Origin of the sequence: Pseudomonas sp. PGPR40, assembly GCF_022014505.1 — a bacterium.
Taxonomy (GTDB): domain Bacteria; phylum Pseudomonadota; class Gammaproteobacteria; order Pseudomonadales; family Pseudomonadaceae; genus Aquipseudomonas.
Map to the genome: position 1 here is coordinate 49,020 of NZ_JAKLSP010000013.1, position 16,777 is coordinate 65,796.

The window sequence follows — 16,777 nt, forward strand, 5'->3', positions numbered from 1 at the left end:
TGCCTCCGGAAGTTCGACGCAAAGGTTATTCTGTCGGGCTAACGGAGGTTTTTTATGCAGATTTATAAAGTCGGTGGAGCGGTCCGCGATCGCCTGCTGGGCAAACCTGTTACCGATATCGACTGGGTCGTTGTGGGCGCCACCACCGAAGAAATGCTCGCCAAGGGTTTTCGTCCGGTGGGCGCGGACTTCCCGGTATTTCTTCACCCAAAAACCGGTGAGGAATACGCCCTCGCTCGCACCGAACGCAAAAACGGGCGCGGCTACGGCGGCTTCATCTTTCACGCCAGCCCCGACGTCACGCTCGAAGAAGATCTGATTCGTCGCGACCTGACGATCAACGCCATGGCCGAAGACGATCAGCAGAACCTGATCGATCCTTACCACGGCCAATGGGATCTCGAGGCGCGCCTGCTTCGTCACGTTTCTCCCGCGTTCGCCGAAGATCCTCTCCGTGTTTTGCGTGTTGCCCGCTTCGCCGCGCGTTACGCGGAACTGGGTTTCACCGTCGCCCCCGAGACATTGGAGCTGATGCGTCAACTCAGCGAATCAGGTGAACTGGAGGCATTGACTCCCGAACGCAGCTGGAAAGAAATCGCCCGCGCGCTAATGGAAGACCAACCCCAGGTGTTCATCGCGGTGCTGCGCGAGTGCGGTGCTCTCAAGGTACTGATGCCGGAAGTCGACGCACTGTTCGGCGTACCGCAACCCGAAGCCCATCACCCGGAAATCGACACTGGCGTGCATACCCTGAGCGTGCTGGAGCAAGCGGCGCTGCACAAACAACCGCTGACCGTGCGCTGGGCCTGCTTGCTGCATGACCTGGGCAAAGGCTTGACGCCCGAGGAAGAATGGCCCCGCCATATCGCCCACGAGCACAACGGTCTGAAGCTGATCAAAGCGGTCAACGAGCGTTTCAAGGCACCGAAGGACTGTCAGGAACTGGCGCTGCTGGTGGGCAAGTATCACACCCATGGCCATCGTGCTCTGGAGCTGAAAGCATCGACCTTGCTTGAGTTGCTGCAGAGTTTCGACGTCTATCGTCGACCTCAACGCTTTGAGGAATTTATCGCGGCGTGCGAAATGGATGCTCGGGGGCGTAAAGGCCTGGAGCAGAGAAGTTATCCACAGGCGGATTATTTACGTGGCGCAGCAACTGCTGCGCGAAGTGTTGCTGTTCAGCCGTTGCTGGAGAAGGGATTCAAGGGACCGGAGTTGGGCGAGGCGATCAAGCGCGAGCGGCTCAAGGCGTTGAAGGCTTACAAAGCGGCGGCGTCAGTCTGAAAAGCTTCGCGGGCAAGCCTCGCGCCTACAGGTTGGTGCCATTCACATGATCGGCGCTAACCTTGTAGGAGCGAGGCTTGCCCGCGAAGGCGTCATCTGCTTCACAGCAAATTCAAAGGGGTCAACTGCTGGCCGCGCCACTCAAAAGCCACCGGCGCCAACACCTGATCGATCTGCGCTTCGTCCCACAAAGTCGCAAAGCTCTTGCCTACGCCCAGATGCAAACGATCCGGCGCAATCAGCGACAACGGCCACAGCACGAAGGCATTTTTCAGAATCTCTGCCCTCGGCAAGATCAAGCCATCGAAGTTGCCCACCAGGTCGCCGAACAGCAGCACGTCGATATCCAGCGGCAAGCCCTTGCGGTCCGGTGCGTAACGGCCGTTATCCGCTTCGATGAATTTCAACCGTCGATCCAGTTCCATCAACGGCAGATCGGTGAAGGCCGAAACCACAAAGTTGAAAAACGGCCCGCTCTTGATCCCCACCGGCTGGCTTTCAAATACCGCCGAGCAGCGCATATCCACCAGGAAACCCGCCAGGGCGTCCAGGCCTGCCTGCAAATGGGATTCGCGCTCGATATTGCTACCGAGCCCGAGGTACACCTGAGTCAGCGACATCCGCGCTCGATCTCCACGCCCACACCACCCGTGGCAGCCGGGATGGCACCTGGCTTGGTCAGTTTGAGGCGCATCCAGGTGATCTTGAATTCTCTCATCAGCACCTCCGCCAGACGCTCGGCAAAGGTCTCGACCAGCTGAAATTGCGCCTGCTCGGCAAACGCCTGAATGCGCGACGAAACGCTCGCGTAGTCGAGCGCCAAGGTCAGGTCATCACCGGCAGCAGCCGGACGATTGTCCCAGGCGAAGCTCAGATCAAGTCGAAGACATTGTCGGATGCCTCGTTCCCAGTCGTAGGCACCAATCACAGTGTCGACTTCCAGGCCCTCGATAAACACTCTGTCCACGCACTTCTCTCCACTGCACGACAAGGGCGCAATGCGCCGTTAGAATCAGGGCGTCCTCGCCCGGAATAGTTAGCATGTTTTGGTTACTGGCGATCCTCGCCTACCTGCTCGGCTCTCTGTCCTTCGCCATTTTGCTCAGCCGCCTGACCGGTAACCCCGATCCGCGAATGAGTGGCTCGGGCAATGCCGGTGCCACCAACATGTTGCGTCTGGCCGGCAAGAAACTCGCCATCCTGACCCTGCTCGGCGACCTCTGCAAAGGGCTATTGCCCGTACTGATCGCCGGCGTTGCAGGCCTTTCGCTGCAAGAACAGGCCTGGATCGGCGTCTATGCCGTTATCGGCCATCTATTTCCACTGTACTTTCGCTTTCGCGGTGGCAAGGGTGTCGCCACCGCGGCTGGCATGCTGCTGGGGCTCTATCCGCCCGCCGCGCTGCTGGCAATTTGCGCCTGGCTACTGACGTTCTACCTGACCCGCACCAGCTCACTCGCCGCCCTGATTGCCACACCACTGACCCTGCCGTTGCTTGCCTGGCAGGAACCGGCGGCATTGCTGCCCATGAGCGCGCTCACGGGCCTGATCGTCTGGCGTCATCGCGGCAATCTACGCGACCTGTTTGCCGGGCGCGAACGGCATTTTTAAATACCGCACGTGAACACCGCTCATCACAGCGCCGACAATTGCTCCATCGGCCAGCGCGCCTGCACGCTGATCGCCAGGCTTTCGTGCTGACCGGCCTGCAAGCGCTGGCAGCCGGCAAAAGCAATCATCGCGCCATTATCGGTGCAGAACTCTGGACGGGCATAAAATACATCGCCCTTCATGTCGCCGAGCATTTTCTCCAGAGAAGCCCGCAGCGCTTTATTGGCACTGACGCCCCCTGCGATCACCAGACGCTTGAGCCCCGCCTGTTTAAGGGCGCGCTTGCACTTGATGGTCAAAGTCTCCACCACGGCCTGCTGGAACGCCAGCGAGATGTCGCAACGGGCTTGCTCGCTGTCGTCCCCGGCGCTGACGCTCTGCTGCCAAGTGTTCAGAGCAAAGGTTTTCAGGCCGCTGAAACTGAAAGCCAAGCCTGGGCGATCACACATCGGACGCGGAAAAGTGAAACGTCCTGCAACGCCCTGCTCCGCCAGACGAGCGATCTCCGGGCCGCCCGGATAATTCAGGCCCATCATTTTCGCAGTCTTGTCGAACGCTTCGCCGGCAGCATCGTCGAGGGTCTCGCCCAAAAGCGTGTATTGACCGATTCCGTCGACCTGAACCAGCTGCGTATGACCGCCTGACACCAACAAAGCGACGAACGGGAACTCCGGAGGTTGCGACTCCAGCATCGGCGCCAGCAAGTGACCTTCCATGTGGTGCACGCCCAAGGCCGGAATGCCCCAGGCAAAGGCCAGCGCCTGGGCGCAGGAAGCCCCCACCAGCAAGGCTCCGACCAAGCCAGGACCCGCGGTATAAGCGATGGCGTCGATCTCGGTCGGCACACAATCGGCCTCGGCCAGGACCTGACGAATCAAGGGCAGCATGCGCTTGACGTGATCGCGCGAAGCCAGCTCCGGCACCACGCCGCCATAGGCACGATGCAGATCGATCTGACTGAACAGCGCGTCGGCCAACAGCCCGCGTTCACTGTCGTAAAGTGCGACACCGGTTTCGTCGCAAGAGGTTTCTAATCCCAGTACTAGCATGGGTTTGCGCCTTGTAGAGGCTGAATTCGAAGGCGCGCATAATAGTCGTCGCGTGATGCCCCGACCAGCGGTTTTCGATCAGAGGCTTTGCATTCCGAGCGATGAGGGGTTAACATCCGCAACCCTTAAAAACCGACGTCTTCAAGTGCTCTTTTGCCGCGAGGATGTTGACCCCGGTAATGAATGAAGGTAGCTCTGGATGCCAGCCGTCAAAGTAAAAGAGAACGAACCCTTCGACGTAGCTCTGCGTCGTTTCAAGCGCTCCTGCGAAAAAGCCGGTGTACTGGCTGAAGTTCGTAGCCGCGAATTTTACGAGAAGCCAACTTCTGAGCGTAAGCGCAAAGCAGCAGCCGCTGTTAAGCGTCACGCCAAGAAAGTTCAGCGCGAACAGCGCCGCGCCGTTCGTCTGTACTAATACACAGACGATCGTAGCAAGCTTCTGCCAAGCCCGGCCCTCAGCCGGGCTTATGGCATTTGCGTAAAACGCTTGATGCTTCACCGTCAAAGCCGCAGACGCGACCGAGACAAATCTGCTTCATCGCGTCAGACCTGGCTCTTTTGCCAGCGGTGCACGTCTTTTCTGACGAGCCTTTCAAGGCTACTGACGAGCACACCCACTGATTCCTCTCACGACGATCAGCCCAAGGCACCTTCTTGCGTGCCCGCTTATGAGCTATCCGAGGCCAATGACTGGCTGTTGCCGGATTCAGCGAAACACTTTCAAATAGTCGAATACTGATTGGTACTCATGTCAGTGGATTTTCGGCAGATACACTTCCCGACAGCGATACGCAGACGACACCGGTCGAGCCGCATACCCTGCGCGCCTCAAACAACGACCCGCATTCGGCCGCCCTTCGTTTTGGGTCCATTTCAGCGCAGATGACGAGAACGCCATGGCCGGGCTAATTCCCCAGAGCTTCATTGACGACCTTCTGAACCGCACCGACATCGTCGACGTGGTCAGCTCGCGCCTGCAAATGAAAAAAGCCGGCAAGAACTACACGGCCTGCTGTCCGTTTCACAAAGAGAAAACCCCTTCCTTTAGCGTCAGCCCCGACAAACAGTTCTATTACTGCTTCGGCTGCGGCGCTGGCGGTAACGCCCTCGGCTTCATGATGGACCATGACAACCTGGATTTCGTCCAGGCTGTCGAAGAACTGGCCAAAGCCGCCGGCATGGAAATTCCCCGCGAAGAAAGTGGCCGACCGCACAAACCGCGGCAACCCACCGATTCGCCGCTGTATCCGCTGCTCACCGCCGCCGCCGATTTTTATCGTCAGGCCCTCAAAAGCCATCCGTCGCGCAAAGCCGCCGTGGATTACTTGAAGGGTCGTGGACTAACGGGAGAAATCGCCCGGGACTTCGGGCTCGGGTTTGCCCCGCCCGGCTGGGACAACCTGTTCAAGCACCTGAGCAGCGACACCTTGCAGCAAAAAGCCATGATCGATGCCGGCCTGCTGATCGAGAACGCCGAAACCGGCAAGCGCTATGACCGCTTCCGCGATCGCGTGATGTTCCCCATCCGCGACAGTCGCGGGCGCATCATCGCCTTCGGTGGCCGGGTCCTCGGCGACGATAAGCCGAAATACCTCAACTCACCGGAAACCCCGGTTTTCCATAAAGGCCAGGAACTCTATGGCCTTTATGAAGCACGCAAGAACAACCGCAACCTCGACGAAATCATCGTCGTCGAAGGCTATATGGACGTTATCGCCCTCGCTCAGCAAGGCCTGCGCAATGCCGTCGCCACCCTGGGCACCGCCACCAGCGAAGAGCACTTGAAGCGCCTGTTTCGCGTCGTGCCCAACGTGCTGTTCTGTTTCGACGGCGATCAGGCAGGCCGAAATGCCGCCTGGCGAGCATTGGAAGCCACCCTGCCGAGCTTGCAGGACGGGCGTCGGGCGCGCTTTCTGTTCTTGCCCGAGGGTGAGGACCCGGACACCTTGGTCCGCTCCGAGGGCACTGACGCCTTCCGTGCGCGAATCAATCAGCACGCCCAGCCATTGGCCGATTACTTTTTTCAACAGTTGACCGAGGAATCGGACCCGCGCTCCCTCGAAGGCAAGGCCCACATGGCCACCCTCGCCGCACCGTTGATCGACAAAGTCCCGGGCGCCAACCTGCGCATCTTGATGCGCCAGCGCCTGAGCGAAATTACCGGGCTTAGCGGTGAAGCCGTGAGCCAACTGGTGCAAAGCGCACCTCAGGAAGCGCCACCGACTTACGATCCGGGCATCGATTACGACGCCATGCCCGATTACAGCGACTACCATCAGCCGCAGGCACAAGAGATGTACGTGCCGCAGCAGGAGTGGACGCCGAAAAAGCCTGGCGCAGGCGGCAAGAAATGGGACAAGAAACCGTGGGACAAGAACGGCAAGCGTGGCGGCGATCGCGATCAACCGCGCGCGCCACGGGTACCGGCCGCTGTAGAGCCGCCTACTCTGGCAGCCTTGCGCACGCTACTGCATCACCCGCAACTGGCTGAGAAAGTCGAGGACGCCGGGCACTTCGCTGCCGAGGACCATACCAACACGCAACTATTGGTCGCCCTGCTCGAAGCCGTACAGAAGAATCCCAAGCTAAACTCATTTCAACTGATTGCGCGCTGGCACGGCACCGAACAAGGCCGACTGCTCAAAGCGCTGGCAGAAAAGGAATGGCTGATTGATGGAGATAACCTTGAACAACAGTTTTTCGACACCATTACTAGCTTGTCAGCCCGCCAACGCGAGCGAAACCTGGAACAACTTCTTCGAAAAGCACGTCAAAGTGAATTGAGCACCGAAGAGAAAAATCAACTGCGCGACCTTTTAAGTCGCAATGTTTCCGCATCAAGCCCGACCTCAACTGGCGCGTGAGGTCATAGCTCAGGTATAATCCTCGGCTTGTTTTTTGCCCGCCAAGACCTTCAGTGGATAGGGTGTTATGTCCGGAAAAGCGCAACAGCAGTCTCGTATCAAAGAGTTGATCACACTTGGTCGTGAGCAGGGCTACCTGACTTACGCGGAGGTCAACGACCACCTGCCGGAGGATATTTCAGATCCGGAACAGGTGGAAGACATCATCCGCATGATCAATGACATGGGGATCAACGTATTCGAGGTTGCGCCAGATAAGGATTCCCTTATGCTGGCCGACGCCGATACCGACGAAGCCGCGGCCGAAGAGGCAGCAGCAGCGTTGGCAGCGGTCGAGACCGACATTGGTCGCACCACCGACCCAGTGCGCATGTACATGCGTGAAATGGGTACGGTAGAGCTCCTCACGCGTGAAGGCGAAATCGAAATCGCCAAACGTATTGAAGAGGGCATCCGCGAAGTGATGGGCGCAATTGCGCACTTCCCTGGCACGGTTGACCATATTCTCTCCGAATACACTCGCGTCACCACCGAAGGTGGCCGCCTGTCCGACGTCCTGAGCGGTTATATCGACCCGGACGACGGCATTGCGCCGCCTGCAGCCGAAGTGCCACCGCCTGTCGACCCGAAAGCCGCTCCAGCTGCCGACGACACCGACGACGATGACGCCGAAGCAAGTGATGACGAAGAAGAAGCCGAAAGCGGTCCGGATCCGGTCATCGCCGCACAGCGTTTTGGCGCTGTCGCCGATCAGATGGAAATCACCCGCAAGGCCCTGAAAAAGCACGGTCGTGGCAATAAGCTGGCAATCGCCGAGCTGATCGCCCTGGCTGAGCTGTTCATGCCGATCAAACTGGTGCCGAAGCAATTCGAAGGCCTGGTCGAGCGTGTTCGCAGTGCCCTGGATCGTCTGCGTCAGCAAGAGCGCGCGATCATGCAATTGTGCGTTCGTGATGCCCGCATGCCGCGTGCCGACTTCCTGCGCCAGTTCCCGGGCAACGAAGTCGACGAAAGCTGGAGCGATGCACTGGCCAAAGGCAAAAGCAAATACGCTGAAGCCATTGGTCGCCTGCAACCGGACATCATTCGTTGCCAGCAGAAGCTGACTGCGCTGGAAACCGAAACCGGTTTGACGATCGCCGAGATCAAGGACATCAACCGTCGCATGTCGATCGGTGAGGCCAAGGCCCGCCGCGCGAAGAAAGAGATGGTCGAAGCGAACTTGCGTCTGGTGATCTCCATCGCCAAGAAGTACACCAACCGTGGCCTGCAGTTCCTCGACCTGATCCAGGAAGGCAACATCGGCCTGATGAAAGCGGTAGACAAGTTCGAATACCGCCGCGGCTACAAATTCTCGACTTATGCCACCTGGTGGATCCGTCAGGCGATCACTCGCTCGATCGCCGACCAGGCCCGCACCATCCGTATTCCGGTGCACATGATCGAGACGATCAACAAACTCAACCGTATTTCCCGGCAGATGTTGCAGGAAATGGGTCGCGAACCGACCCCGGAAGAGCTGGGCGAACGCATGGAAATGCCTGAGGACAAGATCCGCAAGGTATTGAAGATCGCTAAAGAGCCGATCTCCATGGAAACCCCGATCGGTGATGACGAAGACTCCCATCTGGGTGACTTCATCGAAGACTCGACCATGCAGTCGCCAATCGATGTCGCCACTGTTGAGAGCCTTAAAGAAGCGACTCGCGAAGTCCTGTCCGGCCTCACTGCCCGTGAAGCCAAGGTTCTGCGCATGCGCTTCGGTATCGACATGAATACCGACCACACCCTCGAGGAGGTTGGTAAGCAGTTCGACGTGACCCGTGAACGGATTCGTCAGATCGAAGCCAAGGCGCTGCGCAAGCTGCGCCACCCGACGAGAAGCGAGCATTTGCGCTCCTTCCTCGACGAGTGATCACAGAACCCCCGGCCCAGGCCGGGGGTTTTGCTTTATGCAGATTAAATGCCCCGCACGACCCCCCCTCCGAATAGCCCGTCTACACTCGAAACATTCCCCCAAGCCGTAACGAGACCGTTATGCCCAGATGGCCGACCGTGCTTTTTTTGCTGTCGCTGATGACCTGGACCGCAACGGCTGGCGCGTTGACTCTTACCGACGAAGAACGTAGCTGGCTGACGGCTCACCCGGAATTGCGCCTGGGCGTGGACGCGTCCTGGCCGCCGTTTGAATTTCGCGACGAGCATGGGCGTTATCAGGGCCTGGCAGCAGACTACATCAACGTCATCCGTCAACGGCTGGCCATCAAACTCACGCCCATCGAGCCAGTCAGCTGGACTGAAGTCTTGCAGCAGGCCAAACAAGGCAAGCTAGACATCTTGCCGGGCATCATGTCGACTCCAGAGCGTCAGACGTATCTGTCGTTCACCCGGCCTTATCTCGACTTTCCGATCGTTATTCTGGCTCATGTCGGGGGCCCCCAACCGCGCAAACTCGAAGACCTGTACGGGCTTAAGATCGCCGTGGTGGAAAACTATGCCCCCCATGAACTCTTGCGCACCCACCATCCCGACCTGAATCTGGTGGCGATGCCCAATGTCAGCTCGGCCCTGCAAGCGCTCGCCACTGACGCAGTGGATGCCGTAGTGGGCGATCTCGCCTCCAGTGTCTGGAGCCTGCGCCAGCTCAAGCTCGACGGGCTCTATGTCAGCGGTGAAACACCCTATCGCTATCAATTGGCGATGGCCGTGCCCCCGAACAGCAAGCTGCTGGTCAGCATCCTGGACAAAGTCCTGGCAGACATGACCCCGAGTGAAATCAGTGCCATTCAGGAACATTGGGTCGGTAACGTCCTGGACCATCGAACCTTCTGGCTCGACGTGCTGATGTACGGCCTGCCAGGATTACTGTTTCTGGTGATCGTGCTGGCAGTGGTGATCCGGATCAACCGCCGGCTCAGTTCGGAAATTGCGCGCCGGGTCGCTCTGGAACAGGAGCTGCGCAGCAGCGAGTATCATTACCGCGGGCTGGTAGAGAGTCTTTCGGCGATCGCCTGGGAAGCCCAGATCAGCGATTACACCTACAGTTATGTGTCACCTCATGCTCAAGATCTGCTTGGTTATCCCCTGTCTCATTGGCTAATTCCGGGCTTCTGGCGCAACATCATCCACCCCGCGGACCTGATCCGGGCCCAGACCTTCTGCGACCGTGAAGTAGCGGCCGGGCGCGATCACAGCGTCGATTACCGGGTTATCACCGCTGACGGCCGCTGCCTTTGGGTTCGCGATATCGTCAGCCTGATCGAGCACGCCCATGAACCGGTACTGCGCGGGCTGATGATCGACATCAGCGAAGCCAAGCGTACCGAAGAGGCGCTGCGCCTGTCGGAACAGAAGTTCGCTTCGGTGTTCCAGCAATGCCCGGATATTCTGGTAATCGCGCGGCTATCCGACGGCTGTCTGCTGGAGGTCAACGAAGCGTTCGAGGAACAGATCGGCCTCAAGGCCGAAGACGTCATAGGTCAGACCGCCACCGATCTGAATATCTGGGGCGTACCCGGCGTGGGGCCGGGTTTGTTGCAGCGCTTGCAGGCCGGCAGCATCCGCAATTTGGAGATGCCCTTTCGCCGCAGCAATGGCCAGGTGTTTACCGGCCTGATTTCCGCCGAGCCTTTCGATCTCGATACGACCCCGGCCCTGGTGGTCGTCGTGCGGGATATCAGTCAGCTCAAGGAAACCCAGCAACAACTGCAAACCTCCGAAGAGAAATTCGCCAAGGCCTTTCATGCTTCCCCCGACGGCTTGCTGTTGTCCCGGCAGAGCGACGGTTTGTTGTTGGAAGTCAACGAAGGTTTCAGCCGTATTACCGGTTTCAACAGCGCAATGTCCGTGGATCGGTCGGCCCTGGATCTGGGGATCTGGGTCAACCTCAACGAACGCAAGCAGATGCTCGAGCTATTGCACCGGGATGGTTTCGTCCGTGACTTCGGTTGTCACATCCGCCGCAAAGACGGGCAAATCCGGCTTTGTGAGGTTTCAAGCCGGCCGTTGCCCATCGGCGATGAGGACTGCATGCTGACCATCGCCCGGGACATTACCGAGCGGCACCTGATGCAGGAGAAACTGCAACAGGCCGCCACGGTGTTCGAGAGCACCGCCGAGGGTGTATTGATCACCGACACCCAACAGCACATCAGTGCAGTCAATCGTGCATTCACCGAAATCACTGGCTACAGCGAGACTGAAGCATTGGGCCACACCCCTCGCCTGCTCGCCTCGGGTCTGCACGACAGCGCATTTTATGCGGCGATGTGGCATCAATTGACCGCAGACGGTCATTGGCAAGGCGAGATTTCCAACCGGCGCAAGAATGGCGAGCTCTACCCGAGCTGGCTGACCATCAGCGCGGTGCGAAACCGGGACAACTTCATCACCCACTTTGTTGCGGTGTTCGCAGACATTTCCAGCCTCAAACACGCTCAAGCCAAACTCGACTACCAGGCGCACCACGACCCGCTGACCGGTCTGCCAAACCGCACACTGTTCGAGAGTCGGCTACTGACTGCGCTGAATAGTCAGCAGGAAAACGGCGGCCAGGGCGCGGTGCTGTTCCTCGATCTGGACCGCTTCAAACACATTAACGACAGCCTCGGTCACCCGGTCGGCGACCTGCTGCTCAAAGGCATCGCCGTGCGCCTCAAGGAGCAACTGCGCGATATCGATACCGTGGCGCGATTGGGTGGCGACGAATTCATCATCCTGCTCCCCGGCCTGCAACAGTCCAGCGATGCCGACAACATTGCCACCAAACTGCTCAATTGCTTCGCCGCCCCTTTCCAGGCTGGTGAGCACGAGTTTTTCATCAGCGCCAGCATTGGCACCAGCCTGTACCCCAAAGACGGCTGCGACGTCGCCACGCTGGTCAAGAACGCCGACGCCGCGATGTATCGCTCCAAGGCCAAGGGCCGTAACCGGGTTGAAAGCTACACCCGCGATCTCACCGCCCAAGCCAGCGAGCGCGTGGCGCTGGAACATGAACTGCGGCGTGCCATCGAGCGCAATGAGCTGTTTTTGTACTACCAGCCCAAAATCAGCCTGGACGATCATCGAGTGGTCGGCGCCGAAGCGCTGATTCGCTGGCATCACCCCACCTTCGGCGATGTACCTCCCGAGCACTTCATTCCCCTGGCCGAAGAAAACGGCATGATCCTGCAAATCGGCGACTGGGTACTTGAGACCGCCTGCCGACAGATGTACGAGTGGAGTCAGGTCTATGAGTGCCTGGGCCCACTCTCTGTCAATCTTGCGGGTGCGCAACTGCGCCAACCGAACCTGCTAGGCCGGATCGAGCAATTGCTCAAGGACAACCACCTCAAACCCGATCTCCTGCAACTGGAGATCACCGAAAACTTCATCATGAGTCAGGCCGAAGAAGCGCTGGCGGTGCTCCATCAACTCAAACGCCTGGGTGTGCAACTGGCGATCGACGATTTCGGCACCGGCTATTCGTCCCTGAGCTACCTCAAACGCCTGCCGCTGGACATCCTCAAGATCGACCAATCCTTCGTCCGCGGCCTGCCGGACGACCCACACGACGCGGCGATTGTTCGTGCAATCATTGCACTGGGCCGCAGCATGCAATTCACCGTCATCGCCGAGGGCGTCGAGACCCTGGCGCAGCAGCAATTCCTGACTGCGGAGGGCTGTGAACAGATCCAGGGGTACATCGTCAGCCCGCCATTGCCACCAGACGAATTCGCTGCGACGTTTCTTCATACAACCATATTGGATTTTTCGGATAGCACAGCCGAGAAACCATCGCTATAATCCGCGGCCTACTGAGGGCCTATAGCTCAGTTGGTTAGAGCAGGGGACTCATAATCCCTTGGTCGTAGGTTCGAGTCCTACTGGGCCCACCAAACAAGAAAGCCGCGCAAATGCGCGGCTTTTTCGTACCTGACGCGTAGGTTTGTTTTGCTGAAGGTTTCGAACTATCGGATGACGTCCGATGACCTTGTAGGCAAACTCCTAGAATCGCGTAATGGGCGCATTTGGGCACTTTGCCGCCTTGTTGGGCTTTTCTTCGACGGGATACTCTCCGGACTTCGCTGCCAATGCAGCGATCGGGTGTGGTAACCCGGTGAAACCAGCGCAACAGTGCTCTCATCACGAACACAGGCAGTTTTTATGCTTGTGATCTTGATATGGCGGCTGTGCGTGGGACGCCCTCGGGCGTGCCGGTTTCCTTGGTTCCCGGTTTACCACCCTGCGTACAGCTGCCACCTTTTCGTGTGGTAACGAAAAGGACAGCTCCTCGAACCCAGGAGTAAAACCATGACCAAAACAATTCCGCCCGCAACTGCAGAGCTGAAAACCATCGGCCTCACGCCCTTCACCTATTGCTCGGATCAGCCACTGTTCCACGTCAGCGCTGGCGTCCCCATCCTCGACGCATTGACTCAAACCTCCGACCTGCTGTTTCTCGCCAAATCATTTGCCGAGGACGCAGCCTTCGCAAAAGACACCGACCGCCACGCTTGGGCCGCACATTACCTGACGGCGATGAGCAAAGCGGTGATTGATGATGTGGTGAAAGTGCTGACACCGAGACCTGTCCGCACGGCGACGGAGTCCGAAGAATAGCGGTTACTACGCCATGAGATACGGATGCGCCAGATCCTGGAAATGCTAACGCGGCCAAATCCGTTTGAGAGACAGCAAAAAGCCCCGGTGCTTTCGCACCAGGGCTTCTTGTAAATCTGAATATCGGCCTCTCCTTTCACGGTTTCCCGCTTATCCTGCTCACTGGGCTAGGAGTGGCTGGCGCCACCGAAATCAACACCTCTTGCTTCCAAGGTTCCGGTCCGTGCTGACGAGGCGAAGATAGCGTTTGCATCAAATAAGAGCAACCGCGCACTGACCAATTATTTTGGCGCAGCAGAGTATTCTCCGAATGCGTTACCGATTTCACGTATGGATCCTACCTACGCAATTTTCCTAAAAAAACATTGTGGGGCGTGGTGCAGCGCAATGTAGACCAGTATCGTCTGGCAAGCTGATTTATAAGGGAACCGGTAATGGCCGTGGGTAATTACATAGAAGCGGTTGAGATCATCCGGCGACTGGAGGGAGGCATCACGCGTCCCTTTCTGTGCCGCGCCAGCAATGACAAGCACTATGTGGCCAAGGGTTTGGAATTACCGCCCACCGAGCGCATAGCCGAGCTGCTCTGCGCCCGGCTGGCAGCTCAATTTGGCTTACCGATCCCCGAGCATGGCTATATCTATATTGACCCAGCCCTGCTGCGCTATAACCTGGAAGCACGAAACGATCTTGGGCCTGGAGACAGCTATGCTCTCGCCTATGTCGCGGACGCTGCAGATATGTTGTATTCGCAAGTACAGCAGGTTCCAAGCGACCTACAAAAAGCCGTCTTCATCTTTGATTACTGGGTAGGTAACGGTGATCGTCAGTTAGGGCCATTCGGCGGCCGACCCAACCTGCTGATGTGCGGCCTCGACAATCAGCTGCAGTTGATCGATCACAATCAAGCGTTCCAATGGCCGCTAGATGCTCAAAAATTCGCACAAAGCCATGTGTTTGGGCCGAGCAATCGGACCTGGCAACTGGATCTGGTCGACAAAGTTGAATACGGCCAGCGGATGCACGACACTGCTATGCGGTTTCGTGACCTATGCTTGGACATACCCGATGAATGGCGTGAGTCTATCGGCAAACCGGGGCTCGACATTCTCCTCGAAGGAATCAAAAGTAACCTGATGCTTTGCCAATCGGACGAGTTCTGGAGCGTCCTGCAATGAAATACACCTGCCTTTACAGCATCGTGCGCTTCGCGCCTTTTGCCGAAACCGAAGAATTTGCCAATGTCGGCATTGTTCTCTCGGCTCCGGCCATAGGGCGCATGGAGTACAGGCTCGCCCGTAAAAACCTGAAACGGGTCAATCATTTCTTCGAGTGCAGCAACCTATTCGCCAAGGCCATGGAAATTGCCCAGAACGAATTGGATAACGTTCGCCTCATGACAACAGAAGCCCAAGAGTCGCAGATCGTTAACCACTTTCGTTTCCTGACCGAGCCGAAGGAGTCACTGATTCGCTTCAGCCCCATGCGCTCAATATTGGTGGAAAACTTCGACGCGGCCCTCGGAACGCTATATAGCCGCTATATCGAACGCCAAGGCATAGGCCGTGATCGTCGCGAAGAGAACATGGTTCGAGAAATTCGAACCCTGTTCTCGGAAGCATCGATCCGCAATTTCCGCGATGACACCCTGATCGGCGACCTGACCAAACTGCACCTGCCCTTGGTTCACCGAAACGAGATAGTGGCCGCTATCAAACCATTGGCTTTTGATCAGGCCGAGCCAAGCGCGATACTCGACCACTGCGACCAGTGGCTGATGAAGTTCGTACGCGCCGAACAAGAAGGGATTATTCAACTAAAAAACGTACTAATCCCTATCACCACTCCCGCCGAGAATGAATCGCCCCGCCACCGTAAAGCGGTGCAGGTTGCCAAGACCAGCATCCAGGAGCGCGGCCTGCAGTTGGTCGACTTCCAGGCTACGCAAGCAATCGCTGCCTTCGCGCAGAACTACGCTCGGTAGTCTCATCTGACGGCGATAAGCAAAGCGGTGATTGATGATTAGTGAAGGTGCTTGTACCGCGACCCGCCCGGACTGCATCCAGCGGCGTCCTGAATGTTTACGCCCAAACACTCAACGCTGGAATAGCCTGCACTGGCCGCAACCCTTCAAGCATTTCACCCGTCAACACAACCTCATACGTATCCGCCGGCCTACCCCACTGCTCCACAATGACCATGCGCTCTACCAAAAGCCCTGCCAATCCAGTAATCGTATCGGCCAATGCCTCTACGATTTGTTGAGTCCGCGACCACACACGATCAGTAATCTCTTTAAGCTCGGCAGTTATGCGCTCGGACGACGCTGGGTCCGTATCGGGGTAGGCGATATTACGCAGCAAGTGCCGTAACTCTCTTATTTTCGCGTAGTCCTGTTCCGCTCCAAACTCTCCTTTCAGGATGGCTGCCGCTTTCGACTTATCGACGCGTTTCTCGGGCGAATGCTTTGCAGGTAATGTCTGCGCCATGGCTCCGGCGAAGAGGACCATCATCCGACGTTCCAAATGTTCCTTCATTGCTTCGATCGACGAAATTGACCGAGTCAAGGTAATGGAAGCCCCCCCATGGTGCGTCAAGACCATAGTAACTTTCAGGGTCACATCACCCGTTTCAAAGCCCAGGGCTCGGGCTACGACGTAATGTCCCATTTCGTGATTGGCAATCTGCAGTGCATAGTCGCGCAGAGCCGCAGGCATGCTCTTCATTTCGATCCCCTCGCTTCACAGCCCTTGGTGCGCATTCGACTACGAGTGACAATTTGTGTCCATCCAATTAACCCTTTGAGGGCATGGACTGCCTGTAATATGCCTGCCCATTGCTCTGTACCGCTGGAGATGTCCCTTTGCCTGACACCCGCCCACCCGTTCTCGACGAAATCGACCGCCAATTGATCGCGGCCCTGCAGATTAATGCCCGCGAAAGCGTGGCCATGCTCGCCCGGCAACTGGGGATCGCGCGCACCACCGTCACTTCACGCCTGGCGCGGCTGGAAAAAGCCAAAGTGATCACCGGTTACGGTGTGCGCCTGGGTCAGCGAGTGGTGGATGGCGGATTGCAGGCGTACGTCGGGATCACCGTGCAACCGCGCTCCGGCAAGGAAGTGCTGCGTCGTCTTAGCGCGATGGCACAGGTGCAGCAGTTGTGTGCGGTGAGTGGTGAGTTTGATTATGTGGCGTGGTTGCGCACTGATTCGCCGGAGCAACTTGATCAGTTGCTGGATCAGATTGGCAGTGTGGATGGCGTGGAGAAGACGACGACTTCGATCATCTTGAGCAGCAAGATTGATCGGGGGCAGCCGGTTTGAGTTTCTGCCGGTAGGTCTTGGGTGTCTGGTCTGGCCTCTTCGCG

General features: G+C 57.8%; 14 protein-coding genes and 1 tRNA gene. 11 read left to right on the forward strand and 4 right to left on the reverse strand.

Translation table 11 applies throughout. The annotated features are described in order from the left end of the window. Positions 1–54: 54 nt before the first annotated feature. The gene (locus MEB48_RS13085; protein ID WP_237884639.1) at positions 55–1,284 is read left to right on the forward strand and encodes a multifunctional CCA addition/repair protein; all 1,230 of its coding nucleotides are present in this window, start codon (positions 55–57) and stop codon (positions 1,282–1,284) included. Between the two features lie 101 nt (positions 1,285–1,385). On the opposite strand, the gene folK is transcribed toward MEB48_RS13085, so the two are convergent. Then, the gene (folK, locus tag MEB48_RS13090; RefSeq protein WP_237884640.1) at positions 1,386–1,904 is read right to left on the reverse strand and encodes a 2-amino-4-hydroxy-6-hydroxymethyldihydropteridine diphosphokinase; all 519 of its coding nucleotides are present in this window, start codon (positions 1,902–1,904) and stop codon (positions 1,386–1,388) included. After that, the gene (folB, locus tag MEB48_RS13095; RefSeq protein ID WP_237884641.1) at positions 1,895–2,251 is read right to left on the reverse strand and encodes a dihydroneopterin aldolase; all 357 of its coding nucleotides are present in this window, start codon (positions 2,249–2,251) and stop codon (positions 1,895–1,897) included. The genes folK and folB overlap by 10 nt, the downstream gene beginning before the upstream one ends. A 74-nt stretch (positions 2,252–2,325) precedes the next feature. Here folB and plsY point away from each other — a divergent pair, with 74 nt between their 5' ends. Next, positions 2,326–2,895, forward strand: a complete 570-nt coding sequence (plsY, locus tag MEB48_RS13100; protein WP_237884642.1) for a glycerol-3-phosphate 1-O-acyltransferase PlsY — start codon at positions 2,326–2,328, stop codon at positions 2,893–2,895. Between the two features lie 23 nt (positions 2,896–2,918). Here the strand turns inward: plsY and tsaD are convergent, their stop codons facing one another. Continuing rightward, positions 2,919–3,944, reverse strand: a complete 1,026-nt coding sequence (gene tsaD, locus MEB48_RS13105) for a tRNA (adenosine(37)-N6)-threonylcarbamoyltransferase complex transferase subunit TsaD (protein ID WP_237884643.1) — start codon at positions 3,942–3,944, stop codon at positions 2,919–2,921. A 199-nt stretch (positions 3,945–4,143) separates the two neighbouring features. Between tsaD and rpsU the strand changes: the two genes are divergently transcribed. From rpsU to MEB48_RS13145, 8 genes are all read left to right on the forward strand, one after another. Then, a complete protein-coding gene (gene rpsU / locus MEB48_RS13110) occupies positions 4,144–4,359 on the forward strand; it encodes a 30S ribosomal protein S21 (protein ID WP_002551877.1) in 216 nt (71 codons plus the stop codon). Between the two features lie 481 nt (positions 4,360–4,840). Further along, positions 4,841–6,808, forward strand: a complete 1,968-nt coding sequence (gene dnaG, locus MEB48_RS13115) for a DNA primase (RefSeq protein WP_237884644.1) — start codon at positions 4,841–4,843, stop codon at positions 6,806–6,808. A gap of 67 nt (positions 6,809–6,875) precedes the next feature. After that, positions 6,876–8,723, forward strand: coding sequence for an RNA polymerase sigma factor RpoD (gene rpoD, locus MEB48_RS13120; RefSeq protein WP_095052662.1), 1,848 nt, complete (start codon positions 6,876–6,878; stop codon positions 8,721–8,723). Between the two features lie 122 nt (positions 8,724–8,845). Continuing rightward, complete coding sequence (locus MEB48_RS13125) at positions 8,846–12,592, forward strand: bifunctional diguanylate cyclase/phosphodiesterase (protein WP_237884645.1); 3,747 nt, start codon at positions 8,846–8,848, stop codon at positions 12,590–12,592. Positions 12,593–12,607: 15 nt separating this feature from the next. Continuing rightward, positions 12,608–12,684: transfer RNA gene (locus MEB48_RS13130), tRNA-Ile, on the forward strand. Between the two features lie 415 nt (positions 12,685–13,099). Beyond that, positions 13,100–13,408 carry a DUF3077 domain-containing protein gene (locus tag MEB48_RS13135; protein ID WP_237884646.1) on the forward strand — a complete coding sequence of 103 codons (309 nt, stop codon included), beginning with the start codon at positions 13,100–13,102 and terminating at the stop codon, positions 13,406–13,408. Positions 13,409–13,842: 434 nt separating this feature from the next. Then, positions 13,843–14,586 (forward strand): HipA family kinase, encoded by a 744-nt coding sequence (locus MEB48_RS13140; protein WP_237884647.1) that lies wholly within the window; start codon positions 13,843–13,845, stop codon positions 14,584–14,586. After that, positions 14,583–15,392: a DUF3037 domain-containing protein gene (locus tag MEB48_RS13145; protein WP_237884648.1), complete on the forward strand. Its 810-nt coding sequence runs from the start codon at positions 14,583–14,585 to the stop codon at positions 15,390–15,392. Before MEB48_RS13140 ends, MEB48_RS13145 begins: the two co-directional genes overlap by 4 nt. A gap of 97 nt (positions 15,393–15,489) precedes the next feature. On the opposite strand, the gene MEB48_RS13150 is transcribed toward MEB48_RS13145, so the two are convergent. After that, positions 15,490–16,134 (reverse strand): peptidase M41, encoded by a 645-nt coding sequence (locus tag MEB48_RS13150; protein WP_237884649.1) that lies wholly within the window; start codon positions 16,132–16,134, stop codon positions 15,490–15,492. 137 nt (positions 16,135–16,271) lie between these two features. Between MEB48_RS13150 and MEB48_RS13155 the strand changes: the two genes are divergently transcribed. Continuing rightward, positions 16,272–16,733: an Lrp/AsnC family transcriptional regulator gene (locus MEB48_RS13155; protein WP_007980298.1), complete on the forward strand. Its 462-nt coding sequence runs from the start codon at positions 16,272–16,274 to the stop codon at positions 16,731–16,733. The last annotated feature ends 44 nt before the right edge of the window (positions 16,734–16,777 follow it).